This window comes from Bradyrhizobium sp. 76 (assembly GCF_023073025.1).
Classification (GTDB): Bacteria; Pseudomonadota; Alphaproteobacteria; order Rhizobiales; family Xanthobacteraceae; genus Bradyrhizobium.
Window position 1 is genome coordinate 1 of record NZ_JADPIS010000141.1, and the last position, 24,929, is coordinate 24,929.

25 protein-coding genes and 5 pseudogenes are annotated in these 24,929 nt (G+C 58.7%); 12 read left to right on the plus strand and 18 right to left on the minus strand.

Annotated features, from left to right (window positions below):
* A pseudogene (locus IVB48_RS35000) lies at positions 1–183 on the minus strand (IS701 family transposase); the annotation flags it as partial.
* A 385-nt stretch (positions 184–568) separates the two neighbouring features.
* Between IVB48_RS35000 and IVB48_RS35005 the strand changes: the two are divergent.
* The gene (locus IVB48_RS35005; RefSeq protein WP_247407460.1) at positions 569–1,387 is read left to right on the plus strand and encodes an alkaline phosphatase family protein; all 819 of its coding nucleotides are present in this window, start codon (positions 569–571) and stop codon (positions 1,385–1,387) included.
* 400 nt (positions 1,388–1,787) lie between these two features.
* Here the strand turns inward: IVB48_RS35005 and IVB48_RS35010 are convergent, their stop codons facing one another.
* Entirely contained in the window at positions 1,788–2,066 is a 279-nt protein-coding gene (locus IVB48_RS35010; protein WP_247407462.1) for an alkaline phosphatase family protein, read from the minus strand.
* 1,003 nt (positions 2,067–3,069) lie between these two features.
* Positions 3,070–4,482, minus strand: a complete 1,413-nt coding sequence (locus IVB48_RS35015; RefSeq protein WP_247407464.1) for an MATE family efflux transporter — start codon at positions 4,480–4,482, stop codon at positions 3,070–3,072.
* A 1,084-nt stretch (positions 4,483–5,566) separates the two neighbouring features.
* Here IVB48_RS35015 and IVB48_RS35020 point away from each other — a divergent pair.
* Positions 5,567–5,824 carry a hypothetical protein gene (locus IVB48_RS35020; RefSeq protein WP_247407465.1) on the plus strand — a complete coding sequence of 86 codons (258 nt, stop codon included), beginning with the start codon at positions 5,567–5,569 and terminating at the stop codon, positions 5,822–5,824.
* Positions 5,825–5,922: 98 nt separating this feature from the next.
* Positions 5,923–6,128: pseudogene (locus IVB48_RS35025) on the plus strand (cold-shock protein).
* A gap of 172 nt (positions 6,129–6,300) precedes the next feature.
* On the opposite strand, the gene IVB48_RS35030 reads toward IVB48_RS35025, so the two are convergent.
* The 11 genes and pseudogenes from IVB48_RS35030 to IVB48_RS41045 all read right to left on the minus strand — a co-directional run bounded on the left by IVB48_RS35030 (position 6,301) and on the right by IVB48_RS41045 (position 15,464).
* Positions 6,301–6,705 carry a hypothetical protein gene (locus IVB48_RS35030; RefSeq protein ID WP_247407467.1) on the minus strand — a complete coding sequence of 135 codons (405 nt, stop codon included), beginning with the start codon at positions 6,703–6,705 and terminating at the stop codon, positions 6,301–6,303.
* 102 nt (positions 6,706–6,807) lie between these two features.
* Complete coding sequence (locus tag IVB48_RS35035; RefSeq protein ID WP_247407469.1) at positions 6,808–7,422, minus strand: DUF4236 domain-containing protein; 615 nt, start codon at positions 7,420–7,422, stop codon at positions 6,808–6,810.
* Positions 7,423–7,501: 79 nt separating this feature from the next.
* Positions 7,502–7,906: a hypothetical protein gene (locus tag IVB48_RS35040; protein ID WP_247407471.1), complete on the minus strand. Its 405-nt coding sequence runs from the start codon at positions 7,904–7,906 to the stop codon at positions 7,502–7,504.
* A complete protein-coding gene (locus IVB48_RS35045) occupies positions 7,903–8,316 on the minus strand; it encodes a hypothetical protein (RefSeq protein WP_247407473.1) in 414 nt (137 codons plus the stop codon). The genes IVB48_RS35040 and IVB48_RS35045 overlap by 4 nt, the downstream gene beginning before the upstream one ends.
* A gap of 1,175 nt (positions 8,317–9,491) precedes the next feature.
* Positions 9,492–10,328, minus strand: coding sequence for an ABC transporter permease (locus IVB48_RS35050; RefSeq protein WP_247407489.1), 837 nt, complete (start codon positions 10,326–10,328; stop codon positions 9,492–9,494).
* 42 nt (positions 10,329–10,370) lie between these two features.
* Complete coding sequence (locus tag IVB48_RS35055; RefSeq protein WP_247407474.1) at positions 10,371–11,303, minus strand: ABC transporter permease; 933 nt, start codon at positions 11,301–11,303, stop codon at positions 10,371–10,373.
* Positions 11,303–12,297 (minus strand): annotated as a pseudogene (locus IVB48_RS35060) (oligopeptide/dipeptide ABC transporter ATP-binding protein). Before IVB48_RS35060 ends, IVB48_RS35055 begins: the two are co-directional and overlap by 1 nt.
* The gene (locus IVB48_RS35065) at positions 12,294–13,280 is read right to left on the minus strand and encodes an ABC transporter ATP-binding protein (RefSeq protein WP_247407491.1); all 987 of its coding nucleotides are present in this window, start codon (positions 13,278–13,280) and stop codon (positions 12,294–12,296) included. Before IVB48_RS35065 ends, IVB48_RS35060 begins: the two are co-directional and overlap by 4 nt.
* Positions 13,281–13,879: 599 nt before the next feature.
* Positions 13,880–14,296 (minus strand): hypothetical protein, encoded by a 417-nt coding sequence (locus tag IVB48_RS35070; RefSeq protein ID WP_247407476.1) that lies wholly within the window; start codon positions 14,294–14,296, stop codon positions 13,880–13,882.
* 119 nt (positions 14,297–14,415) lie between these two features.
* Positions 14,416–14,808, minus strand: a complete 393-nt coding sequence (locus IVB48_RS41040) for an ABC transporter substrate-binding protein (protein ID WP_253075333.1) — start codon at positions 14,806–14,808, stop codon at positions 14,416–14,418.
* Complete coding sequence (locus IVB48_RS41045) at positions 14,721–15,464, minus strand: ABC transporter substrate-binding protein (protein WP_253075334.1); 744 nt, start codon at positions 15,462–15,464, stop codon at positions 14,721–14,723. Before IVB48_RS41045 ends, IVB48_RS41040 begins: the two co-directional genes overlap by 88 nt.
* A 504-nt stretch (positions 15,465–15,968) precedes the next feature.
* Here IVB48_RS41045 and IVB48_RS41485 point away from each other — a divergent pair.
* From IVB48_RS41485 to IVB48_RS35095, 5 genes are all read left to right on the plus strand, one after another.
* The gene (locus IVB48_RS41485) at positions 15,969–16,595 is read left to right on the plus strand and encodes an aminotransferase class I/II-fold pyridoxal phosphate-dependent enzyme (RefSeq protein ID WP_346659027.1); all 627 of its coding nucleotides are present in this window, start codon (positions 15,969–15,971) and stop codon (positions 16,593–16,595) included.
* Positions 16,592–17,068, plus strand: coding sequence for an aminotransferase class I/II-fold pyridoxal phosphate-dependent enzyme (locus IVB48_RS41490; protein WP_346659028.1), 477 nt, complete (start codon positions 16,592–16,594; stop codon positions 17,066–17,068). Before IVB48_RS41485 ends, IVB48_RS41490 begins: the two co-directional genes overlap by 4 nt.
* A 144-nt stretch (positions 17,069–17,212) precedes the next feature.
* The gene (locus tag IVB48_RS35085; RefSeq protein ID WP_253075335.1) at positions 17,213–17,701 is read left to right on the plus strand and encodes an isocitrate lyase/phosphoenolpyruvate mutase family protein; all 489 of its coding nucleotides are present in this window, start codon (positions 17,213–17,215) and stop codon (positions 17,699–17,701) included.
* Positions 17,702–17,727: 26 nt separating this feature from the next.
* Complete coding sequence (locus tag IVB48_RS35090) at positions 17,728–17,922, plus strand: hypothetical protein (protein WP_247407496.1); 195 nt, start codon at positions 17,728–17,730, stop codon at positions 17,920–17,922.
* A gap of 362 nt (positions 17,923–18,284) precedes the next feature.
* Positions 18,285–19,193, plus strand: a complete 909-nt coding sequence (locus IVB48_RS35095; RefSeq protein WP_247407492.1) for a LysR family transcriptional regulator — start codon at positions 18,285–18,287, stop codon at positions 19,191–19,193.
* Between the two features lie 228 nt (positions 19,194–19,421).
* Here IVB48_RS35095 and IVB48_RS35100 read toward each other — a convergent pair whose 3' ends face one another.
* From IVB48_RS35100 to IVB48_RS35110, 3 genes are all read right to left on the minus strand, one after another.
* Positions 19,422–19,967: a DUF2285 domain-containing protein gene (locus IVB48_RS35100; RefSeq protein ID WP_346659029.1), complete on the minus strand. Its 546-nt coding sequence runs from the start codon at positions 19,965–19,967 to the stop codon at positions 19,422–19,424.
* Between the two features lie 46 nt (positions 19,968–20,013).
* Complete coding sequence (locus tag IVB48_RS35105) at positions 20,014–20,208, minus strand: DUF6499 domain-containing protein (RefSeq protein ID WP_247407479.1); 195 nt, start codon at positions 20,206–20,208, stop codon at positions 20,014–20,016.
* 173 nt (positions 20,209–20,381) lie between these two features.
* Positions 20,382–20,660: a DUF2285 domain-containing protein gene (locus IVB48_RS35110; RefSeq protein ID WP_247407481.1), complete on the minus strand. Its 279-nt coding sequence runs from the start codon at positions 20,658–20,660 to the stop codon at positions 20,382–20,384.
* 532 nt (positions 20,661–21,192) lie between these two features.
* Between IVB48_RS35110 and IVB48_RS35115 the strand changes: the two genes are divergently transcribed.
* The 3 genes and pseudogenes from IVB48_RS35115 to IVB48_RS35125 form a co-directional block, all read left to right on the plus strand.
* A complete protein-coding gene (locus tag IVB48_RS35115) occupies positions 21,193–21,426 on the plus strand; it encodes a helix-turn-helix transcriptional regulator (protein ID WP_247407483.1) in 234 nt (77 codons plus the stop codon).
* 409 nt (positions 21,427–21,835) lie between these two features.
* Positions 21,836–22,462 (plus strand): hypothetical protein, encoded by a 627-nt coding sequence (locus IVB48_RS35120; protein WP_247407485.1) that lies wholly within the window; start codon positions 21,836–21,838, stop codon positions 22,460–22,462.
* Between the two features lie 328 nt (positions 22,463–22,790).
* Positions 22,791–23,069 (plus strand): annotated as a pseudogene (locus IVB48_RS35125) (IS3 family transposase); the annotation flags it as partial.
* An 87-nt stretch (positions 23,070–23,156) separates the two neighbouring features.
* Here IVB48_RS35125 and IVB48_RS35130 read toward each other — a convergent pair.
* On the minus strand, positions 23,157–23,909 hold the full coding sequence (locus IVB48_RS35130; protein WP_247407487.1) for an enoyl-CoA hydratase/isomerase family protein: 753 nt from the start codon (positions 23,907–23,909) through the stop codon (positions 23,157–23,159).
* Positions 23,910–24,608: 699 nt separating this feature from the next.
* On the opposite strand from IVB48_RS35130, the pseudogene IVB48_RS35135 reads away from it, so the two are divergent.
* Positions 24,609–24,866 (plus strand): annotated as a pseudogene (locus tag IVB48_RS35135) (transposase); the annotation flags it as partial.
* Positions 24,867–24,929: the final 63 nt, after the last annotated feature.

Sequence of the window (24,929 nt, forward strand, 5' to 3'; positions counted from 1 at the left end):
CATCCAACCGGTCTTGCGCTGCTCATCTCCGAGCAGACCTTCCAGGAACAGGCCTGCATTCGTCGCCACACGCTCTTGCGTGAACAACGGACGTATCCGCTGCTTGATCTCTCGAAGCGACGCCGCCCACAACGCAAGCGTCTCCTCAACCGACGCGGCCCGCGTCCACGACATTCGAATCATGGTTGCCCATGGATTCAGAAGCGCGCAAAAAAGGCAACTGTAATGCTAGGCTAGGCGGCCGCAATGTTCCCAGCGCGGCCGCCCTCCGGTGCCGGAGGCGAGATTCTGCCGTTCGATGTTATTGCCCTCGGTACACTTGTCGTTGTCGTGATAGACGCTTCGCGCACCAGGCTTCGTTGAATGAAATGGTGAAACTTTCGACATAAATTGGTCCCCGACGGAGATGGGTGCATTTGTTCGTATGTGGTAGCAAACATGGAGGTTTGAATTTGTGCAATGACTCTCAAGCCAGCGCTTAAATTTGGCGCTCCATCGAATTTTTCGACGAATTTCACCATCGATGACAGCAGACCGGCCCTTGCGGGACGCAGATCGAGCTTGAGTTATGTCAGGTGTTGGGACGCCCCACGACGCCAGCAAAATCAACATAGACTGCCTCACCGACCTGCACACGACGAAGGTGCTGCCGGTATGCACCCGGGAGCCCGATATTTCCTCGCACGATTGTGGGACTGGCGCGCCAAAGACGATGGCAGCGATCAGCTTTGTCGATCGGCAGTTGCGCCGCGTGCTCGATGGGTGGGAGGCTGAGGACGTCTCCCTTGGCGTGCACCTGATCGCCGCCTCCGATCATGGACATGTGACGGTGCATGCGCGGGCCGATCTATTTGAGACGCTCGAGGCTGCCGGGCTGCGCTGCGGCCCGGCACCGGCGGCCGGCATCGATGCCATCGTCATACCTGGCCAAGTCGGAGCAATTTACCTCGCCGAGCCATCGGACGCCGTTATCCGCCGCACAGTAGGATCGATGATCGAGCGGCCCTGGTGTGGTCCGGTGTTTACCGCGGGTGGCGCGGCCTATGGCATTGCGGCGGGCAGCTTTGCCCGCCATTTGGTGTTCGCCGACTATGCCCGATCGGCGGACATTCTGTTCTCGTTCCGGTCGGATAGTCTCGATCCATTTGGCCTTATGGGCCGCACCTGGAGTGCGGATGGGGCGGTCGGCTTCGGAGTGCACGGCGGGTGGCATGCCAATGAGATGTCGTCGGTCGGCATTTTGGCGGGACCGCTGATCGAAAAACGACTTCGTCTCGCAAGTTCCCTCAGGCATTTGCGACATTGCGCCGACAGTGCTCGGTCTTCTGGGCCTTTCGCGACGGGCAACGATGACCGGTCGTGCGCTCGCAGAGATCTTTATCGATGATGGACAGGACGTACCTCGCACGATTGAAAAGATATACGAGACCAGCAGCGGAAGGAGAGGATTGCGAGGTCGGGCCGAATTTGAGGCCAGATTACGTCGAGGAACGCTGAAGGCAGGAAGGCTTGAGAGGCAAGATCTGGGTTGCCGGCGGGCGGCGGCGCAGGCGTCGGCGCCAGCAGGGTCTCCACTCGTCTGAGCATCTCGGCGGAGGTCGCGATGCAAGGGAAGTGGCCGGAGAGCGTCACTTGTCCGAGCTTTCGAGCTTTATGGTTCAGCAGGCGCGTTGCCCCCGCCGAGTTGGAAGCGAGGACTGAGAAGGTCCTGCCGTTCGCCGCGAGGATCTCACCAAGTGATGGCACACCGACTAGATGGCCCTCGCTCGCGGCTTCAAGGTGCTCGATCAGGCGCGCGTCGCTCGTGTCGACAGAGCGCGGTATGGGCGACTGCCTGTCGAGATATTGATCTCAATAATGCCGTGGCGATCCGGCGTCGCGCCAGTGACGAGGCTCGTGAGCGCTATTCGCGTTTCGCTGGGCGAGACGGTGCGCTGCCTGGCCAGCACCGCACCGCGGCGCTGCAGCCTGACCAGATTCGGCGTCAATGATGGTTTGACGAGATCGGGTCGAAGCCCATCGAACAGCACGATGAGAACCCGATCCCGGTTCGGTCGGTCGAACATGTAAAGCTTTCGTCTAGCTGGAACGTAGCGGACCGGGAGCGACCAGGACCTGGCTGGCGCAGCCCAGCGCCATCGACTTGGAGCCGAGGCTGATCGCTAGCGCGAGCGCAATGCGGGTATGGCGCTCTCAGCCATGCTGACCAAAGCCCGGCCAGCGCGACGGCCGCTCCCGAGCCGGGATTAGCGGCGTGCGAGCGCCAGCAGCTCTCCTCAGCTGTAGATCGGCCCGGCTTGTCTTGAACGGAGGCTGCGGGGTCAGTGGTTTGGTCTGATCATGATCGCCTGATGCACCTCTGCGGGCACAGCGTGAAGCCACGGAATTCATCACAGGCCCCGAGGATCGCCCAATTCCGGCGAGGACGTCAGGTAGGATGTCCAGCAACGTCGATAGCATGGCCTCGCAAGCAAGGGTAGCAAATGCCGCGTCCAGGAGAAGCTGCTCGGCAGCCCTAGCCGATCCTGGTCTGGTCGACGTCGCGATTGAGCCAGGAAGCGTTACTGATGCTGCCGGCGGATCGTTTCGCCTGGCGGCTTGCTTCCTGCGAATGCGATGCATCTCGTGTGCTTGGCATTTCACAGCTGTGGCGCTCGCAGACACCGGTCGGCGTCTCGAAAATTGATATGCCCTGACTAAGCGTGATCGTATCGACGCCGGGTGCGCGCCGCTGGGCTGCTCGATTTGCCGGCGTTGCTCTCGAAGGGAGGGATCCGTTGAGCCATTCTGGCAGGAGTGACATGTTGGAAAGCCTGCAAATCGCCAGGGACGCCTTGAGGATTCCTACTCGCACTCAAACGAGCTAACCACTTTGGCTATCGTTTTTGAAATGAAATGATCGAAAATTATGATGCTAGTCGAGTTACTATCTCTTGTTATGTTATCCTTGCAGTCGCGCCGTGACGCGAAACCTTCAATTTTCAGTCCGACTTGCGTTCGCCCCGGTCACAACCGCACGGGCAAGCACCCGGGCATATCGTCGCCGCGGGCATCAGTGATGCGCGCGCATCAGAGAGGGCGATTTGCTAAGTGGCGGAACCGCAGCACGAGGATCGCCGCATAGATTGTGAATCCGGTCGACAAGCCAATCCATATACCGACGGCGCCCAAACCGATCTTCAGACTGAGCCAATAGCTGAGGGAAAAGCCGATCGGCCACCAAGCAATAGTCGCAAACAGCAGCGGCACCCGCGTGTCCTTCAGCCCGCGCAGGCCGCCTGCCGTAATGCACTGGGCGGCGTCAGTGATAAAGAGGGTTGCGCCGACGATGAGGAGCGTTGCAGCGAGGCTGATCGTTGCCTCCGAATCGCGAGCCGCTCTGCCCAGAAACAGCTCCACGATCTCAAAACGCACGGTGATCAACGTAAGCGTTAGCGTTGTAGCTATGACCATACCGAGCAACATCGCCGCCAGATTCGCCCGCTTGACGCCTGCACGGTCGTCGCGGCCGGCGGCATGGCCAACGCGCATGGCAGCGGCCGTCCCAATGCCGAGATAAATCATAAACAGGGTCGAGGAAACCTGAACAACAATCTGGTGAGCGGCCAGTGCGCTGTTGCTGATCGAGCCCGCAACGAGCGACGTGGCTACAAATAGTCCCGACTCGATCGATGAAGCGATGGAGATCGGCGTCCCAAATGCGATGAGCTGCCGCATTGCGCGCCAATCGAAACGCCAGAGATCCGCAAGCACATGGTACTCACGGAACGGCCGGCGCAGTGCAGCGAACCACAAGCCCGCCAAAAACATGCCGCAGTTGACCAGCGTGGTCGCAAGACCTGCCCCGAACAGCTCCAACCGGGGCAGCCCAAGCTTCCCATAGGCCAAAATATAGACCAACAACGCATTGAGGGGGATGGCGGATAGCGTAATCCAGAAGACTGGCTGTGGCCGATTGACCCCACCCATGAAATTGCGGATAGCCAAAAACGCCAGTGCCGGAGCCGTGCCGAGGGCTAATCCGAAGAGGTATTGCTGGGCGAGCTGCGCCACATCTGGGGTCTGGCCCAAGGCAAGCAGTATTTGCTCTGCTCGCAGCGCCACAGCAATGATCGGGAATGACAGGATCAGGGCCAGCCATAGGCCCATGCGCAGCGAGCGCTGTACCGCGCCTAGATTATTTTCCCCAAACGCCCGCGCCGCCAAAGGCGCAATGGCACTTAGTAGTCCCACGCCGAATGTGACGCTAATGAGATAGAGCCGGCCTGCCAGCGCTGCCGCGGCGAGCGCCTCAGCGCTGATACGCCCGATGAAGGCAAGATCAGTCGTCATCATCGCAACCTGCGCAACCTGCGTCAGCACCATTGGCAACGCGAGCTTCGCGGTTTCGCCGAGCTCGATAGAGAAGCTACGGATAGCCGCCCGTCTCGTCCCTTCTGGTCGCGAGATTAATGCCGGCTTTGTGTTGGCTATCTTGTCCATATCATCAGGCCGCCGTTTGCGTCGGCGAACGAACTTCCGCTTCTTTCACGGGAGTATTACGTTCTGACGTGAATTCGCGGTCAGCCTGCGATGCTGCTCGCGGGCAGCCTCGTGCGACCGCACGTTTAGACGCAAAAACGGACCACGGCTTGGCCGCTGGGCTTCGACCAGCGCGGCGCCGATTTTCACATGCGATAAGCGCCAAGGAGAGGTTGCAAATGCCGCGCCAGAATTGGCCAATCACCGCAATCGTGCAATGGTAGCGCCGCGCATCGGGATGGAGCCAGGTCGATCATGGAGGCGATTCATGCGCAGGCCACTGCGTTGATGCCAAAGATTGGAGGCCCGAAGCGGACCCGATCTATGCCACGAACTGAAGACTTATCATCACGCAAGCCATCCCTGCACTCCTGAGCAATCGATGGGATCTCACTCTTCAAAGCCCCTCTCACTCTTCAAAGCCCATGCCAACTGCGACGGATTGAATAGATGCTCGCTCTTCTGCAAGCGGACTTGTCGGGAGATCGACAGCACGTCGCAAACAAGACAAGCGGCATCGCCCGCTCACCCGCGGGAAGGCGGCGATGCGACCACAAGGCGAGCGTGATTTCATCCGTTAGGAGGACCTAGCGGGATTGACTCGTTTGCTCGACTGGATCACAGATATCGATATGCAATCACATTGATGAGCTGCGTGGCCTCGATCCCAGTCTTGGCACCTTGGAAAATGAAGTGCTCTCGACATTGGTGGCACAAGTTAGGAAGCCATAGACGTCGATCGTGACTTCCCCTTCCTGGGCCTTGCGCAGGGTTGTCCAGGAAAGGCTGCATATGAATGCGGTACTGTGCTGCCTCGTTAGCCTTATCCGGCAAGGTTTTCGTTTGAAAGCGCTAATGTGCGCTACCCGGCCGTGGCTAGCGCCGGTATCGTCGGGAGTTCCTTGAATCTTTTCGTGTGCATGTGAGCTTTCCGCTATCCATACTGAAGATACTTGCAGGCCAGCCCGGCGGCCGAGCCGCTCTTGAAGTCGTCAAACAGCACTTGGCCATCTTTTACACCAGCGGACCCGAGTGGCCAGCGCGCATGAAGCGCATCGCGAGCCGCGAGCCGAACCTCGATATCTTCGGACAAAAGCTCATCGACCGGGAGGTGGGATACTGGACCATCACTGAGGAGGGATGGACGGTCCTCGAGGCCCTTGAGAAGCTCGATCGATGTGCGGCGCAAGGCCAGCCCGAGGCACAGGCCGATGAGCCAGCTGGCGATGAGCGACAGCCATTGCCGGCTGCGCCGCCACGACCGATCGCCCGCAGAAAACGTCCTAGGCGTAAACGGTTGTAGACGCGTGACGGGCGCTCAACGCGAGGGGTCGCGCGGACGTCCTTATGGTCAGGCAGTTCTTCGATTAGATCGCGGAACTTCAGTTTGGAAATAATGCAATGGCATTGGGGACTGTGAAGTGGTTCAACGCGGCCAAGAGATACGGCTTCACGAGCCAGAAGACGGGGGAGCTGGCATCTTCGTTCACATCAGCGCGGTCGAGAAGGCCGGCTACACCAATCTCGCGGAAGGCGTTCGGGTCAGCTACGAGCTGATGGCTGATCGTTCGGGCAAGACGAGCGCCGAAAATCTGCGCATCGGCTGATCGGTAGCCCTGAGGAATCTGCCAAGCTTTGGCGTTTCTGAATTAGCTTCTGGCTTGCGCGAGAAGCATCGACTCAGCAAATCTCCCGGCCCGCTGAGGCCGTTTTCTGTCCGACGCACGATTAGCGCTGCGCATCGGAGCGCCGTGCGAAGCGCTTATCGGGATCGCATTCTCAAGCAGACATTGCAGCGAGGGATGCGACAAATCTCTCGGCTGCTTCAACGCGCGAACACTGGATCCGCTGGTTCACTCCGTTGGACGAGCGAAGATCGATTTCACCATATAGGCAGATCGGTAGTTCCCGGGTGTTGTTGAAGCGCCGGTCCGGGCCGCCCTTACGATTCACGTAGCGCCAGGTCAGGTCTACGACAGTCGCGTCGGCGGGCGGCGTCTCTTCCTCGATAAAGCGAGCGCTTCGAAACATGAATTCAACGTCTTCGTAGCCGAACCTGGCAACAGTCTTGCCGGCGGTAACCACGATCGCGTCAGGTGTCAGATAGAACGTCTCTTTTCCGAGTGGCAACTTCAGGAAATCGACGTTGCTTTTGACCAGCGGTGGCTTGTCCCTGCCTAACAAAATCTGGTGTCTTTGAATCAGCTTCGAGGCGCACGCGTTGCGTTTCCAGTCCGCTTCTTGTCGCTCAAGAGGGACATTCCATATGCGACCACAACCGCCAAGTCATGGAATGCGCGGGTTAGGGCCTCGCGCTGACTGCTCCGCTGAGAGCTCGTACACAAGCGACACGGTACTCGTTTCGCGGCAATGGATGGCCAGAGATCCGAGGACAAGAACCACCCCAGCAGTCAGGACAAAGGCTGCAACAGGAGGAGCGGCCGAAGCTGAACCCGCGAGCATGAGGGCACTGACCGCGAAGAGCGCCGACAATATCGCGATGAGTATCTTGTATCGGCGCCAGCGGGATCGGCCGACTGCCAAGGTCTGAGCAATCTCGATGGTCGAGTTGGCGACGAGTTCAACGATCGAAGCACTGTCAATGACAGTGCCGATTGGTTCACGGGTTGGGGAATTGGGCGCTTCCGGCAGAGGGGGCAGCGATGCGCCGACCGATGCGTATGGCTGATAGGACGTCCACGAAACCCCCGAGCCTGGCAGGCCGACGGTCGTTCTCGTGCCGTGCGGCCCGATGGTGTAATGCAGTCCGCGCGGGCCAAGCGAGACGCTCGCTCCACTGCCGCTTAGATCTAAGCGGACGCCCGGGCCAATCTTAAAACTACGGCGAAATCGGAAACCCATCTGGAAATCGGTCTTGTTTGTTTGCTTCTTATCGCGCATAGATCGAACGCCTTCAAGAGCGCGAGACAGGAGACTACAGATCATTTGAAAGCCGCCCGGACTGGGAAGCGCAAGCCGCTCAGTCCGCAATATAAGGGATCTCCGAGCGCTTGATCGTCAAGCGCATACGATGTGTGGTCAGCAGGGCTTCCACGGCGATTGTTTGCTGTCGCCCCAACGCGGGCCCGATGATGATTTCTTCGATGCCGCAATTATTGGGATGAAGAGCAGCATTGTTGATGACGACTTTGTCGAACAGACAAGCCCGGTAAGGAACAAGTCCGGCTGGTGAGACACGTGTCTTCAGGTCGCCAGGCCAGGAAACTCCAACCCAAATCAGGCGCGACTCCCGCTCCTCTTGGAAGTGTTGGTTCTTGAGAACAAGAGCAGTCTTCAACGCATGCGGCCACCAGGTCCTGACTTGCGCGCGGGCGCCCTCCGGCTCATCCGTTCCTTCCACCAGGCGTCTGATGAGCAGCGTCACCGCCTTGTCAGCCGCCGCTCGCTGTTGCTCTGTGTCATAGAGGACCGGCGTGATATCAAAGTCCTGGGCGCAGCGTTCTGCAAAAGCCAGTCTGCACTGAAGCCGATTGAGAAGCCTTGTCCACGATTGTAGCCTCGCCATTGCGAGAGCAGATCGCCTTCAGATGTCAGAGATCCGACGAAGCCATGAATTTCTCTGCTATGTTGACGAAAGAGTGCGACCGTCTGCCAGGCAAGCGATGAGATATCTCTGATCTCTGCGCCACGACGGTCGATTGCGTCGAGGACGATCTTCCAGCCGTGCAGAAACTCCGATGTATCGTTGAGAAAGCGATAGTGTGACGTCCATAGCGAGCGGCTGGCCACGATGTCATGGAGACCTACGGCGGTTGTGTAGTGGTACAGAATCATTCGTTTCCCTCGATAGCCGAGCAATGGATTTCAAACAAACGCGATGCCGGACGCTTGCGGCCAACTTCGACAGCAGATCGCGAACATCTCAAACGCTGATCTTCATCGAGACTGACCGAAGAAATTCCATTGAGAGCTTGACGGAGCTTTCTGGCTCCTCCTGTTGCGTGTTCCTGATAGCAGCACCTCAGCAGATAGAATGTGGGCACACTGTATCTGCAGCTAAAATCTCAGCCGCCTCTGTCGGGTTTAGCGCGACTGCAGCGCCGAGATGGCTTGGTCAGAGCTAAGGCTGCGTTGGCCGATACTTTGTGAGTACTATGGGGTCCCCACGGAGCTTTACTATTGCCGGTCGCGCTGAAGGCCAAAGGAACGACCTTGAAGTTGAGTCCGTTGCCGATCAGGTGAGGCATAGTGAGCGTCGCAGGTGGCGGTCACCGGGAATCGGCCCGCCAAAAACAGGCCGAAAGTGAACCTCGGCTCTTTCTGCCAGCCGACTTCCGGCCTGTATGAGCTTGAGACAGGCAGTGCTCGATCAGATCGCCAAACGCGACCCTTTGGTCATTGAGTAGCCAGGTCTTAAGACGGCCTAGACTCAGTGCAAACTGCACGCGCGAGACTTCACCCCCCAGCACCGATCGTATGTCGCGTCACAAGCCTGGTCTCCCGGGTTAGGTCGTCTTCCCGATCCCGCGAACAGCGCGATCCGTATCCTCTCTCGTTCTCCGACCAGAGAGATGAAGCTCTGCCATTGTCCCGCCAGCCGCAGATTCAAAATCAAGAATCCAAACGTGATGCTCGCGCGCAGCGCCGTCGTCAGCTGCCGACATTTTATCCCGAGCTCATCATCAAGGCCAGAAGATTATGGCCTGCTCTGAAGTTTCGCCTTCACGCCAATGATGGTGCGTGTGTACGTCACCACATGATTAGCTCATGCAGCCGATTGGTGATATCGCCACGCTCGCGAATGCTGGCAACACGATCTTGGCGTCGGCGAGCAACAACTCACATGCCCATCTGGTCCATCAAGCCCAGCCGGTCGGGCCACCTTGGGCATCGTGCCTCCGGTCAATAAAGCGCCCTTCCCTATTCGTGCGGCCGCCGCGAGATCGCTGCAGCTTGTCGGAAGGCATGATGTTGCGGGGCTGAGGGATCGAAAGCAGGGTTCTGGAGGGCTATGATAATGTCTTATCGATCCGATCGCGTAGCCAATCGCCAACGAGCGAAATCGACAAAGTGGTGAGCGAGATGACCAGCGAAGGGAGCACAAGGATCCAAGGAGCACGGGTCAGATAGTCACGACCGTAGCCGACCATATTGCCAAGCGAGGTCAGCGGCGGCTGCACTCCAAGTCCAAGAAAGCTAAGGCCGCTCTCGAGCAAGATGACGTCCGGAAACGCGAGCGTCATGGTGACGATCAAGGTCGACGCGATGTTCGGCATGACGTGGCGCAGGTAGACGCGCCATGGCCTTGCGCCAAGCTGGCGTACGGCGATTACATAGGCTTGCTCGTTGGAACTCATGGCAAGCGCGCGGGTGACACGCGCGTAGCGTTCCCATCCGTGCAGACCAATGAGCGCCACGAAAAGGAGCAGAGAGTTGCCGAATAAAGCAAGCACCGCGAGCGCCAAAACGAGAAACGGCATGCTCGCCTGGAAATCCACGCAACGGAGGATGACCTGCTCTAGCCAGCCGCGGAAGTGAGCGGCCAAAACGCCAAGCGTGATGCCAAGGACGGCGCCGAGCAACGTCGCTCCGAAGGCAATAAGTAGGCTGATGCGGATGGATATGACCAGGCGCGCCAGGACGTCCCGGCCGAGTTCGTCTGAACCAAAGGGATGCGCCATGGTTCCGCCGAGGCCAAGAGGTGCAGCGAGGCGATGATGAAGGTCGAGGGCTGCATAGTCATAAGGGGCGAGGCGGTGAGCGAAGATTGCGACAAGAAGCATAAGGCCTAGCCACCCAACCGCTATTACGACCCCGCGGTCGCGCCACCACCACAATCTGCGCATCCTCGAAGTCGGCAGAACTCGATCTGCGGAAATGCTCGACAATTATAGCCTCCCAGAGCGCAACTCACGCATACGTGGATCGAGCACGCCATAGAGCAGATCGATCGTGACATTGGTGGTAATCATGGCGGCGGCTACAACGAGCAGGATGCATTGGACGACAGCCAAATCACGACTCGCAACTGAGACGACCAGCAGGCTGCCAATGCCTGGCCACGAAAAAACGCTTTCGACGAGCACGGTTCCCGCGATGAGATTGCCAACCATGAAGCCGACGATGGTCAGCACCGCTATCACGCCGTTGGGCAGAGCGTGGCCGGTCACGACTCTCGCCCAAGGCACACCCTTGGCGCTGGCGGCACGGATGTAGGGCTGTCCAAGCACCTCGAGCATGGCGCTGCGGCTGAAGCGGGCCAAAACGGCTGCGCCGCCCAGACCGAGGGTGACGACAGGCAGCACCAAATGCTGCCAAGTGCCGGCGCCGCCCGAGGGGAACCAGGGGAGTTCGACTGCGAACGCCAGTACGAACACGAGGCCAAGCACGAAAGATGGGACGGTGAAGCCCACGACCGCTACCATCATCACCAATCGATCCGCGATGCTATCTCGTTTGAGGGCCGCGTAGATGCCGGCCGGAATGCCGATCAACAGGTTGAGGATGAGTGCCGGCGCGGTCAGCATCAGCGTGACAGGAATGCGCTCGGCCACCACAGTGATCGCGGAACGCCCGTCACGCATCGATTGGCCGAGATCTCCATGAACGACCGCGAAGAGGTATCTGAAGTATTGCATCCAGAGTGGCGCATCGAGCCCCCAAGCCTTTCGGAAGGCCTTGACTGCTTCCGCCGGGGTTTCCGGCGACAGTAACGCACGGGCGGGATCGCCAGCGGCGCGCAGCACCACGAATGCGAATGTGACCACAACTGCGATGGTCAGCAACGCGCGCGCCAAGCGGACCACGATGAAGCGAGCCATCATGCCTCGTCGAGTTCGGCACCACGAGCGCCGATCAGATGGCAGGCGACGCGGCGCCCGTCGGGAACGGATCTGAGCTCAGGGGCGAACCGCGCGCAAAGTGGAAGCGCTACCGGACAGCGAGGATGGAATGCGCAGCCGCCCGGTCGCGCAGCCGGATCGGGCGGATCTCCTTGCAGGATCGTGCGAGACCGATGTCTCCCCGGCCTGGGCACCGCGGAAAGAGCGCCCGCGAATAGGGATGCAAAGGATCCAGAAGAACCGCCTCAGAGGCGCCTTCCTCGACGATGGCGCCGAGATACATCACAGCAATTCGATCGCTGATCAGCCGGACTACTCGCAAATCATGTCTGATGAAGATCATCGCCATGCGCCGCCGCGCCTGCAAATCCTGCAGAAGATTGATCACTTGCGCCTGGATCGAGACGTCGAGCGCCGATACTGGCTCGTCGCAGACAATGAGATCTGGATCGGTCGCAAGCGCTCGGGCCAGGACAGCACGCTGGCGCTGGCCGCCTGAAAGCTCGTGCGGAAAGCGCCTGAGGTGATCGGCCCTAAGCCCCACATCCGCGAGAAGCGCATTGACCCGCCCCTTTCGTTCCGACTTGCTGCCAAGCCGATGAATTTCGAGCGGCTCGACTATTTGCGCGCCGATCGTCAGGCGGGGATCGAGCGCGCCTAGCGGATCCTGAAATACCATTTGGATTCGCATCCTGAGCCGGCGCCATCGAATATCGCCGATAGCAGGCAAAGCTTGTCCGCCGAAGGTCACCGAGCCGGCATCTGGTCGGTCCAGGCCGATCAGGAGCCGGCCCGCAGTAGACTTACCACAGCCGGATTCGCCTACCAGTCCGAGCGTTTCGCCGCGAGCCAGCTGCAGCGAGAGCCCATTGACCGCGTGGACCATCGCTGGACGCTGGAAAAGGCCCTGTGGCAAGCGATATCGACGGACAAGCCCATCAGCTTTGAGCATCGGCGGAGCAATCGTGGTCATGCAGCCACGACCTCGCCCGTGGGCACCTCGCTCGTGACATGCAAGCAGGCAGCCCTGTGTCTGATGTCGCCATCCAGCGAGGCGATCTCAATCGCCCATTCACTGCAGCGTCCGATCCGCCGATCGCAACGAGGAGCGAAAGGACAGCCTGGTGGAAAATCGGCTGCGTTTGGCACGCCCCCCGGAATGGGGAAGAGGCGTTGCCGCGGCGCATCTAGACTTGGAAGAGCCGCAAGAAGACCTCTGGTATATGGATGAGCAGGTTGGTCAAAGAGACGGTCGGTGGGCAAGTCTTCGACGATGTGCCCCCCGTAAAGGACCAGTACGCGTTCACAGATCTCACTGACGATGCCGAGATCATGCGAGATCAGGACCAGCGCCATGCCTGTCTCGCGTTGGATCTGCCGCAGAAGCTCAAGAATCTGCGCTTGAATAGAGACATCCAAGGCGGTGGTAGGTTCATCAGCGATCAAGATGTCGGGTTGCCCTGCAAGGGCCATGGCGATCATAACGCGCTGGTTCTGCCCGCCGGATAATTGGTGCGGATAGGCGCCAAGCCGGCGCGCGGCATCGGGTATACCGACCTGGTCGAGCAGACGTCGCGCCTCGGCAAGCGCCGTGCGGTGGTCCATGCCGCGATGAAGCCGCAAGGCCTCGATGATCTGATTGCCCACCGTGTGCACAGGATTAAGCGCACTCGCCGGGTCCTGGAAGATGATGGCGATCTGCCCGCCGCGCACCTTGTCGAGGCGAGAGGCTGGCGCATGGAGCAGCTCCTCTCCGGCCAGGCGTACGCTGCCCGTTATGTTAGCACGCCGTGTCAATAGACCGAGCGCTGCAAGCCATGTCACGGATTTGCCGCAACCGCTTTCGCCGACCATGCCCAGCGATTCGCCACGCCTGAGAGTGAGATCGAATCCGCGCAGCGTCGGCACACCGTCGAACGCGACACGCAAACCTGCGATCTGAAGAAGCGCCTCCATGCGAGGTCCCTGCCCTTCCCGCATCAAAGGGGCCGCATCAGCTCGGTTTGAACGAAGCCCTTGCCACGGCAGGAGAGCAACGATGCGACAGCGGCATCCTCGAGTGGCAACTTCGCTGACATTCGGCGATCGGCGGCACGCGTGCTTACCCAGCGGGGCAATTGTGCGACAGGCATGCGCGCGCCTGGAACTGCTGGCATGGACAACTTCGGCAAAAGAGCACGAATGCTCCCGAGATGATATCGTACCATGCGCCTCGGAATGGCCGATGTTCATGCAGCTTTCGAACATGGGCCGGGCACCTCCGGCAGGCTTGACCTCGCATCCGATCTCAAGGCCCTCCATCATTGGCCGGCGCGCTGTCAGATCGTCGGCGCAGTTCTGAGCCACGCTTTGATGAATGCGGCGCAGCGTCCGCGCCTCGCAGGCAACGCGGCTGTCCTCCCGAATCGACTGCGAGACCTTGAACAGGATCGCATGATCGCCAGCGGCAAGATTGTCGTCAAACCAGGTCATCGCCAAGACACTCTGCCCGAGGGCTCGCTCCAAGGGCGGATTGCTGTCGGATAATGGTCGATTCAAGGTGTGCGTCATCGCGATCAGGTCCGGATCAGAGCTCTGTTGAACGGGCCGAAATTGAGGTCAAGCGTCAGTCCCGGCAGCCATGGCACATCGCGGCGCTTGCCATAGAACTGGCCCGAGACGTGCAGGATCACGCAAGGCGGATCGATCTCGTTGATGATCTCGAGCATGCGACGGATGATCGGCCGGCGCTGTTCGGCCTCGACGGTATCCTGGAGCTTGGCCCCGAGCGCGAAATATTCCTCGTTTCTCCAGACTCCGATCGACTTTGGCAGGGTGCCGCTCGGACCGAATTCACGCCAGGGATGGCCGAGATGATCCAAAAAGAGCGCCGTATTCGACGTATCAAAGATGGCACGCACCGGCTGGCGCTGAATTTGCGCGAAGTTTTCCATCATCTGGATCTTGACGTTCAGGCCAATCGCACGCCACATCTTTGATCATGGTCTGCGCACCAGAGACCTGATTGGGGTAGTAATTGTTGAGCAGACGATAGGTGATCTGCTCTCCCCTGTGGCCCGCTTTGGCCAGCAGCTCCTTGGCTTTGCCGGGATCATAGGCAAGGGAGGGAAATTCGTGGATGTAGCCTTCGCCGTAGCTCGGCAGCTGGTAGCCGATTCGGAATCGGGAGCCGGTCCTCCCACAAGCTCTGCACGATCAGCTTGCGATCGAGCGCAAGGCTCATGGCGCGGCGAACACGCGCATCCTTCAAGATGGCATCGGTCTGATCGAAGACGAGCGAGCGGATATTCTGTACGGCACCACCCACGACCTCGAGATCAGCACGCTTCTGGATGCTCGCGAACTGGTCCGGCGGAATGTCAGTGGCGATGTCGAGCTCGCTGGCGAGCAGGCCGTTCACGCGCGCGGAAAGTTCGGGAATGATGCGATATTCGATGCCATCGAACGGCGGCCGCCCGCCCCAATACGCATCGTGGGCGGCCAAAGAGACGCGAATATATCGAGCTTGTGCTCAACGAGCTTGTAGGGACCGCTTCCGATAGGGGCTGTGGTCCAGCGCTCCCGCGAGCCCGCCGCCACGAAGGCGCGCTGACTGACGATCTCCGATCCCCAAGCAGCCAGGCGCTGATCGAGGAGCGCGTCGCCGCCCTTGGCATGCACCATGACGGTGTAAGGATCGACAATTTCGACCTTCTCGAGCCGATCAAGCGACTGAAGCGCCTCGGACATTCCGCTGCGTCCAGGTCCCAGCAGGTGGTCAGGACCAAGGCTAAAGGCGACATCTTCGGCCGTCAAAGGCGTTCCGTCATGGAAAGCCACTCCCTTGCGCAAGAACAGCCGCAGTGACTGCGCATTGATCCGCTCCCAACGCTCGGCCAAGCCGGGCCGTAGCGCCATATCATGGGCACGGTCGAAGGTGATTAGCGTATCGAAAAGCTGCGGCATGATCCGGCGAATGGCAGTATCGGTCGCGATGACCGGGTCGAAGGACCGCGGAAATCCGGACATGCCGACTTTGAGGCGGCGACGCGTCAATGTCTTAGGCTCACTCCCAGCAGCGCCGGCGCCTGTGCTGGCCAACACGCTTGCGGCAACGGCGCCTGCGATGGCTTGCCGTCGCGTCAGATCGATATGGGTCATCACCGTCTCCGTTTCCACTTCCATTCATACGAATGCCACGCCCGCGAATTCTAAGATCGGCACTGACCTTGGCGGACCACCGAAATTGGGCGCTTGTGTCATCAGGCATATTCGCGATTGTGTGCGACCTTAAAAACCTGAACTGCTACGGCAGGATGACATTAATCGAATAAGTCGATGTAAGCTTGCGAAGATGCGATGGTTGGCACTCCTGGCGCAGGCTAATGAAGAAGGAGAGCTGAGACGCAACGCACTGCGAACGCCCAACAGAGCCGCACGAGAAAGCGATATAGTTATCGTAATCTTCGATGATTTTATCCAAAGCCGCGATCATCCGGTTAGTTTGGTCGTTCGCGTTCGGATAGATCCCCCACGAAACCGCTCATTCGAACGCGAAGGATATTGTGTCTTGTCTCTCGTTTCAGAACGGCTCAAGCTCGTCCGTCCCTCTCAAACCAAGGTCATGACTCTCGCGCCGCCGAGCTGCGCGACCAGGGCGCCGATGTGATTACGCTCAGCCAGGGTGAGCCGGATTTCGACGCGCCGTCCGCTATCTGTGAAGCTGGCATCCGAGCCATCCGCGACGGGCAGACGAGATACACGGCGGTCGCCGGAATCAAGCCACTGCGGGCAGCGATCGGCGAGAGCCTCCGTCGCGATCATGGCCTGGATTACGGTATTGACCAGATCACGGTGGGCGGCGGCGCCAAGCAGGTCGTGTTCAACGCACTATTTGCCAGCCTCGATCCGGGCGACGAGGTTGTGATCCCAACGCCATGCTGGGTCTCCTATCCCGACATGGTGGCGCTGGCCGGCGGCAAGCCGGTGCTCGTCGCCTGCAGCGAACTCGATGGCTTTAAGCTCCGCCCCCAGGCGCTGGAGAAGGCGATCACGCCACGCACCAAATGGTTGATGTTGAATTCGCCATGCAATCCGACCGGCGCAGTCTACAGCCGAGGTGATTTGCTCGCGCTCGCTGCGGTGTTGCACGAGCGTACCCATGTGCATGTGCTATCCGACGACATCTATGAAAAGCTCACCTACGACGCCGACTTCGCAACAATGGCCGCAGTCGCGCCGGATCTCTACGAGCGCACCTTAATAGTCAACGGTCCAAAGCTGACGCAATGACCGGTTGGCGCGTCGGGTATGGTGCCGGACCTCTGGCGCTAATCAAGGCCATGAACCTCATCCAGGGCCAGACCTCTTCGCACACGAGCTCGATTTCTCAACATGCCGCGCTCGAGGCGCTGTCAGGGAGGCGGGACCATATCAAAGAGTTCGTACGCGCGTTTTTGGAGCGCCGCGACCTTGTCGTCGCCAAGCTGAACCAGGCCAAGGGGCTTGCTTGCCGTGTGCCGGACGGTGCCTTTTATGTTTTCCCCTCCTGCAAGGGAGTTATCGGCAAGCGCACGCCGGACGCCAAGCTGATCGAAACAGACAGTGACTTTGCGATGTATTTGCTCGACGCTTTCGCCGTGGCTGTCGTGCCCGGCAGCGGCTTCATGGCCTCGCCCTATATCCGGATTTCCTATGCTTCCTCGCTCGAGGACCTCAACCGCGCCTGCGACCGAATCATCGCCGCCTGCGCGACCCTGTCCTGAAAGATCTTCTGATGTCCCCTGCCAAAAGCCTGCGCGCCCGCATGGCCGAGACTGGCCTGGTCCACATCATGGCCGCCCACAGCCCATTTTCGGCGATTCTCGCGGAAGAAGCCGGATTTGACGGACTGTGGGCGTCCGGCTTACATGAGCCTCATCTCAATGACACAACATCTCGACATGCTGCGGGCGATCGCCGGACGCACGAGGCTGCCGATCGTCGCGGACATTGATACGGGCTATGGCAACGCGATTAACGTCATTCACGCTATCACGGAATATGAGCGGGCCGGCGCCAGCGCCGTTGTGATCGAGGACAAGACTTTTCCAAAAATAACGAGCCTTGTTGCCGACGGCGGTCAGCACCTATTGCGCGTTGAAGAGCTCCAGGGGAAGATCGAGGCCGCCATCACGGCCAGATCGGACCCGGATTTCCTCGTCATCGCCCGCACCGAAGCCTTGATTGCCAGCCTCGGCGAAGCGGAGGCCCTGCATCGGGCGGCACGCTTATGCGGAGGCTGGCGCGGACATGATCCTGATCCATTTGAAAAGGGCAAATCCTTCCGAGATCGAAAGCTTTTCGCGCGCTTGGACCGGAGCGGTGCCGCTGGTGATCGTGCCGAACGCCTACCCTGACCTCGACTCCAAGCGGAGTCAAAACGTTGGGCAATGTCAGCATGATGATCTATGGCAATTACGGCATCCGTGCTGCGACCGCCATGCAGGAGACCTTCCGCCGGATCATCGCTGACCGCGGGGTCCAGAACGTCTACAAGGATATTCTGCCGGTGGATGAGATCTTCAGAATCCAGAATATGCACGAGGTTAAGGCGGCTGAAGCTCGCTTCCTTCGCTGAACGCTGCGACTGATACTGCTGTCGAGGTTTTGAGAAGGAACTCAGGACCGCGCTCTGCTCCGGCGCAATCATAAACGATCTTAAGATGCGGGCCTGTCGTCTAGACGGCCCTCGATGACGACTGGGACATCAACGGTTAGCCCCCTTGGCGGCACCTCGAGATCCCTTTAAACCGTCGACGGGAATCGGTAGTTGCGGGCCAGACCTCACGAACCGTAGCAAGAAGGTGGATTTTGCGCGTGAGATATGGTTTATAAGCGGCAATCCGGCTACACACATCGAATAATGTGATGGAGTATTTATTTCCGGCAATGGCCCGCCGTAACAATCAGTGGACATTCCAGGAGCTACCGGAGCAGAAAATGGCTGCCGAACACGATGAAGTGCCCCTCAACGCTATCCGGGTGTTTGTGACCATTGCGCGCGAGGGAAGCGTAACGCGTGCAGCGAGCACATTGGGAACGACACAGAGCTCGGTCAGCCGCTATTTGGCTGTGTTACAAGACTACTTTGGCACCGATCTTGTCCAACGGCGAGGCCGACGGAGCGAATTGACAGAATTCGGAAGGCTCTTCGCGAACGCGGTTGCCGAACCGCTTGACACAGTGTGTTTCACCGCGAAGAGGATGCGGCGTCGGAGCCGAACGGACGCTAATCGAATCGTGGTCCACACGTCTCTTTCCACCTTCGCATACTCCTTTCTGATTCCGAATCTCCAGGCGTTCTCTGCCGAGATGGGCGGCGTAGTCGTCGATGTGATCAGTTCATTGTCTCCGCCGAGATCCTCCGACAATTTCGACATCTTGCTCACTCGCGATCTTTGTATCGCTGAACCGGCCGACGACTGGGCGATCTACAATGAGACGCTCGTATGCGTAGGTTCTCCAAATCACGTCATGGAAAAAACGCTCTCAACTGTCCGCTCGATGCCAATTCTGAACATCACATCGCGGCCCGACATACTGCCAACATGGCTTAGGGCCATGAACCTTTCCGCAAAGGACATCAAGTCGGGGGCGCGATACGATCATAATTACCTTGCTTTGCCGGCCGTCATAACCGGAAAATGCCTGCTGGTGGCGCCTGAAATTATTGTCAGCGATCTCGTGCGTACAGGGGCGCTCCATGTGATACCAGGATCGCGCACTTCAAGCGGCATGCAGTATCGGGCGTATGCTGTGGACCGAAGTGAGAATCCCGAGATCGCTCGTGCCTTTTGCCGATGGGTCGCTCGGCTCTGCAAAAGGGCCGCAATTCCGGAAGCCGCCTAACCGCGTATTCGGTCCGAGCAGAAGTTCGATCGATGCTTTGAATAATGCTACCACGTCCATTTGCACGTGCAGACCTTCCCGATCGACGGCGAGGCTCGTTTTTAGGCGAGTACCGCGGCCAACCCGCAGTCCAAAACGCTAACCACGCCTTGCTAGAACCCTCCGCCTTCAAACCGACCGACTACAATCGTCTTGTGAGATATCAGGGCCGCTCCATCAACCAAAAGCTCAGGACGCCTCGCCCCTGCCTTTGCGGTTGCGACGGAGCAATGCGCGATAGCCGCCTCGCATGAGACGCAGCCCCGCCCGGACCAGGCGAATGGTCCGGCTGCGGAGATGGTCTGTTTTCCAGCCGCGATCGGGAATACGATGCTTGCCGAATAGGCCTTGCGCGATTTCGCGATAGCTGTTTCCTTCCAAGGACCCATCGACTGCACGCAAGGCGAGGATAAGCCGATGACGGGTCAAGATTGGCAGCGTCAGAGGGGATGGTCCGATGGGCCGCCGTTCGAGCGCCAGCCAAAGTCGATGAGCTGCCCGCACACGAACCTCGAAATTGCGATCGAGCGGCAGGTCGACAGCAACCGATGAGCCCACCGGTGGCAGTTCTGCTAGCCAAAGGCGATGCTTCGCTCCTCCGAGCGCCACGACGGCATGCCATCCATCCGGCGCGCAACGAAGCTCGCTACCCGCTAGTTTGCTGAAATCCAGGTCATACCGTTTGGACGCCGCCGAGCGGACAGCTGCGCGCACGGGCAGCACGGTCGACAGCACTTCAGGCGCCCAGAAAATGGCTTGTTGCTCGAACGTCTTTTGCGGATCAGCTGCGAAAAGACAGCCCCCATCGCTGTCGGAAGTGATCCGTCGTCGCGCTGGATCGTTCGCTGGCGGCCAGGGCCATATAGTCCCTTTGGTACTCGCAATTGCGGCGCAGCCATTCCCAGGCTATGTCGACAGCTTCTGCTTTCTTGGCGTCAGGATAGGCTTCCTCTGATTTCCAGTCAGCACCTGGCATCGTACCACTTTCCCCGTATGTTCTTAGCGCACATGCAAGGAATTGCAGCCCGACAAATGTGACCATTTATGGTTGCACAAATGCAGATATTCGCTCTTAAATGCAGTTACGCGATGGGACGATCTAATTTTGCGATCGGACATCAACAGAAGTGACGTCCGTTTCGAACGCATTCATTCCTCGCTGTTCGGCCAACCGCGCTGCAGGAGATGCCGAAAGCCGTGACGCGCCGCCCATTTGGCGCGAGCCAGATGACTTTCAAAAGTACGGCGGGCGCGATCCGGATCCAGGGTGGGATCAATACCAAGTACAATGCGCACAACTTCGCGCCAATCGGCGTTATCGGCCTCGGCATCCAGGAGACGCATATAGGTGACGGCATGTTGCTCGTCGTACGACGTGAGCTGGGACGCGTTAGGCGCGGAATCTGCGATCTTGGGATCGGGCGGCACTGGCTGAAAGTCCTACGAGATTGAGAAGCATCGATTTAGGCGAGGGTAGCCGTATTCAGAGCCCGTTCGTAGCGAACCGATTGTCGCGGTCTGCAGGAATATCCCCTGCTGAACCGTCAATTGATGGTCGGCGGCGGATACACCGGTCGTTCACCTCAATTTCGTTCAGTGCGACTTTCGTCAGAGTACATTTGATCGCAGTCCGTTTCGGTCGGAGTATGAACAGCAGGCTTGCGTCTAGCATGCGGCAGCTTCGAATCTTGCTTGCCCCGAGGGATTGCGTGGGGTTTGGCGGGCAAACGCGGCCGGCTCGTTGGTCGATGTCTTGGCTGCATCCAGCTAGGTGGCGAGAACTCTGTTCTCAATTGGAACTCCGGCCACAGAGATAAGAAGGAACACACATAGTCTAAGGGTACAGCTGGCCAGCAAGTGCCTTCCTGAAGGCCCTCCCGCGTGCATCTTTACTATTCCGCGGCGATTTTGTCGATTTAAAGCGGTGGGTCAATAAGCAGCAACTCGCTCAGTTCGGCGCATGGACTGGCGCCAGGTTGTCGCGACGAACTTGCGGAGGATTCGGCGGGAGCGTGGCTTCTCGCAGGAGACGCTTGCGTATGAAGCCGACATCAATCGCACCTACATCAGTAAGCTGGAGAAAGGGGCGACCTGGGCCGGTCTGGAGGTTCTGGTGAAGCTCTCAACGGTGCTTCAGGTCGAGCCGAGCGAGTTCCTACAGCGTCCAGCTCGAAGGGCGGCCGGGAAAAGTTAAGCCAGCTGTGTTCTTCTCCGGAGGCCGGGTCCGAAGCAATAATGGCAGCATGCTTGTTGTGAGCTGCAGCGCCATTGATGGCCAGCAACGCGCTCCCCTCCGACCACCGCACCAGCATAAACCGCCTACGACAACCAGACCCGAATGTATGGTCCGGCCGCGCCGAGCCGATATGCAAAGCGAGGGCGGCCGCACTCCCTTCCAGAATTGGTAGGGGACTCCTTTCCCTTTTCCTGTATTCTTCCATCGAGATAGATTGGCGTGCGGGTCGAGATCTAAAGCGCCGCGAAGCACCGCGATTTGTGAGTAGTAATACACGGAAAACGATGGTTCGTGAGATCAGAGATCGTGAAAGCTCGCCATGGATGTATGCGAGCCAGGTGTTGAAAAATTCAGATTGGGGCGGCACATGGCACGACCGAAAAACAGTTCACGCCTGCCAAAAGCATTGCCAAAATGCGATCAATTACCAGCCGGCGGCTTAGCTTTCGTTGAGCGTCCTTTATCGACAGAACGTCGCACACCAATGACGCTCGTAGCAGCCGCAAGACCCTACTTAAAGGAGTTACGGCAAGCCATCGGTCAATCCCGTATTCATGCGGTTACGGGTGAATTCGAACGCACTATATCGTTGGCCCTCGAACATCAGCCGGATCTCATCCTCGTTACGGGCCCGCCAGTCGCAGACGCATTGAAAACCTGTAAGCGCGTCCTTGAGAATCCCTCAACGAGAAATATTCCAATTTCCCTTATCTCGTTGCACAACATGAGCGATAATGCTTCTTCCATTTTTCTCAAGCCATCCGCTCAAGGGATGCCTGGCGAGTTCCAGTACCGGCAAATTGTGCGAGGCAACAAAGGGGCGTTTGCGGCGGACGACAATCAATATTCGGTCGACGGCAAACGGCAGAAGCAGCTGATGGGCATTCTTGACCTGCTTCGCTATGCCGAGGCTGAGATATCAGAGCTGGATCTTGAAACATCGGCCGTGCTTTTGGGAGCGGCGATCGCCGATCTCGCTCGAAATTTCAAGTAGAGCACGGCGGACGCGACACTCTGAAAGCCGCCCGCCTCGCTGGGTACACCAGCCGTGAAGGCCCCGAAGCTGCGGACTGGCTCTGGTGCGCCATCTGCCCTCACGGCAGCTAGTCGCTCCGACGTCGATGGCAGCCGCGTCCGGGTGCACAATCTGCATCTTACCTTCGTTCCTCGACTTCGATCTTTTGGGGTTCATTTCTAATCCTCCTGCTGACGCCGGCGGAAGGACTGGGCTGCGCTGTTCGTCAGTTTCCCGAGAACCCCATGGACCAGGCTTTTTAACGGGGTCACTTGCCACCAAAATCGTGTCGGCCGCTCCTTTCCGGTCAGCAATCTAGCGCCGGTCCGTTTCTATTCCACAGGGGGAGCGCAGCGCCGCGCATATTTTTTGGAAGGAGCGCTCACCAAGGCGGATTTTGCTGAGCGCAAAGCGATGATCGACCGCGAGCATGATCTGTAGATCACCCGGCAGGCGGGCGTCGGCACGGTTTACTACCTGCCGCGACCGGTACGCCGGGCTCGCGATCATGCGGCGTCTCGACTGGCTGCAGCTAAGAGGCCTGCTGGCTGCCGAGGGGTGCAAGATCGGCCGCCCGCATGTGAAAGACACTGATACGGCGTATGGGGGGATAAGGGCCAGCTGGTGTCGATGTACCGGCGAGCCAAGGCTTCTTCCTTCTGAATTCCAGCCATCATCGCCGCAAAACTCGTGAAAAATGGGCCTGCGCGGAGTTGTTAAGGAACCCCTCTGCATGAATATTCTTCGCGATAGGCGCGAGCTCCCACAGCCCAGCAATAAGGGAGCGATTTACAGACTCCTTCGTTTGCCGATAAGTGACGTCCGGAGATGCGCCAAGGACTGCAGCACGCGAAATAGCCCTCTCGACGACATCCTTCGCATCGGCAACCTCATTGAAAAGCTTGTGTTCTGCGGCCCATCCAACTGGCACAATTTCGCAGCCAAAGACAATGTCCGACATCGCTGCGCGCCCAAGCGATCTCTCAAGCAAATAGGCGCCGATTGGGCAAGCCAGGCCATGCTTGAGCTCCCAACCGAGCGCCTTCGTTGTTGGTGTTCCCACACGCCAATCGCAGCAAAGGGCCATCTCGAGTCCGGCGCCTATGGCATATCCGTCAATTCCCGCGACGGTAGGTTTTGTCACGCTTAGAATCGCAACGAATAACGCTATTATGCGATCTATGAACTCCTCAATGTCGGCTAGCGTTTTAAGTTCGCTTGCTTCGTTTAAATCGTCGCCGACGCAGAAGGACCGGTGCACCCCGCCAGTAAGAACCATTGCCTTCACGGCAGGTTCTTCCTGGGCCGACTGACAAGTCTCGACGATGGCTCGCTCAAGCTCTCGGTTGAGTGGATTAACATGCTTCTCGCGATTGAATTGTGCCACAAGAACGTCCCCCCTTGTGTAAACACTTAGTGCTGCCATGCAGATCTCCCGTTAGTGGTAGTCATCATTTCGACTATTGAACGGCTTACGTTTCAAGACCGCGTGAAACTGACACCAACTCCTCAAGCGCCACGTCCAATTACCTCTTACTGGCCGCGATCGCTTCTCGCGAACAATTAAAGTCTCCCCAATCTTTCGAGCCAAGGCAAGGATTAATTTCTCATTATGGGTGTCATTTCTAAGTTGACTGCTCGCATAACACGTGTACTTCCCTCTCTTGACCAATCAGCCACTATCGATCGAAACAAAACATCGGCAAAGGGCTTTGCGATCCAGTGGCTGGAGCCGCTCTTTACGATCGGAGCATCTTGGGAGACATCGCCGAGAATCGGAGGAATGACGTTCTGGATCGAGATATTGAGAAGAAGGACACAGGCGTATCGTTACGCGTGTCAACCGTAGAGACGGAATGCGCTCGGTGGGGAAGAGACCTTGTATCTAATTGCGCGCCTCGCCAACCTCCACAGCGAGATCGGTTGCTATTTTTGGGTCATTGAACCACCCGGGACCCGGCTGCCGCGCGTCAGGAAAGTAAGTTGCGCGCAAGGGCCTGCCCTACCCGGCGGTTAGAGCGGTGCGAGCTCGGCGGTCAGAGCCGGCTCCGGAAATCTGCACAGGACGTTAAGTGGAGTTTCTGCCTGACGACGGGCACGATAGGCCCGCGAATCAGGAGAGACGATGAGCAGACGAGCACGCCGGAACCACACTCCGGCTTTCAAGGCGAAGGTAGCGCTTGCCGCCGTCAAAGGCGATCGGACCATAGCCCAACTGGCCGAGCATTTTGACGTTCACCCCAATCAGATTACGGCGTGGAAATCGCAGCTTGAGGGCAATGCTTCCGGGATTTTCGGACCAGGGGGCGGGCCGCCGGCCGCGCCCGCAGTCGATGTGAAGTCGCTACATGCCAAGATCGGGGAGCTGACGCTGGAGAACGATTCCTAAGAAACGGCAGCACCTACTTTCGGTTCCAAGGGCTGGAGAACAAAGCCGAATGCCTTA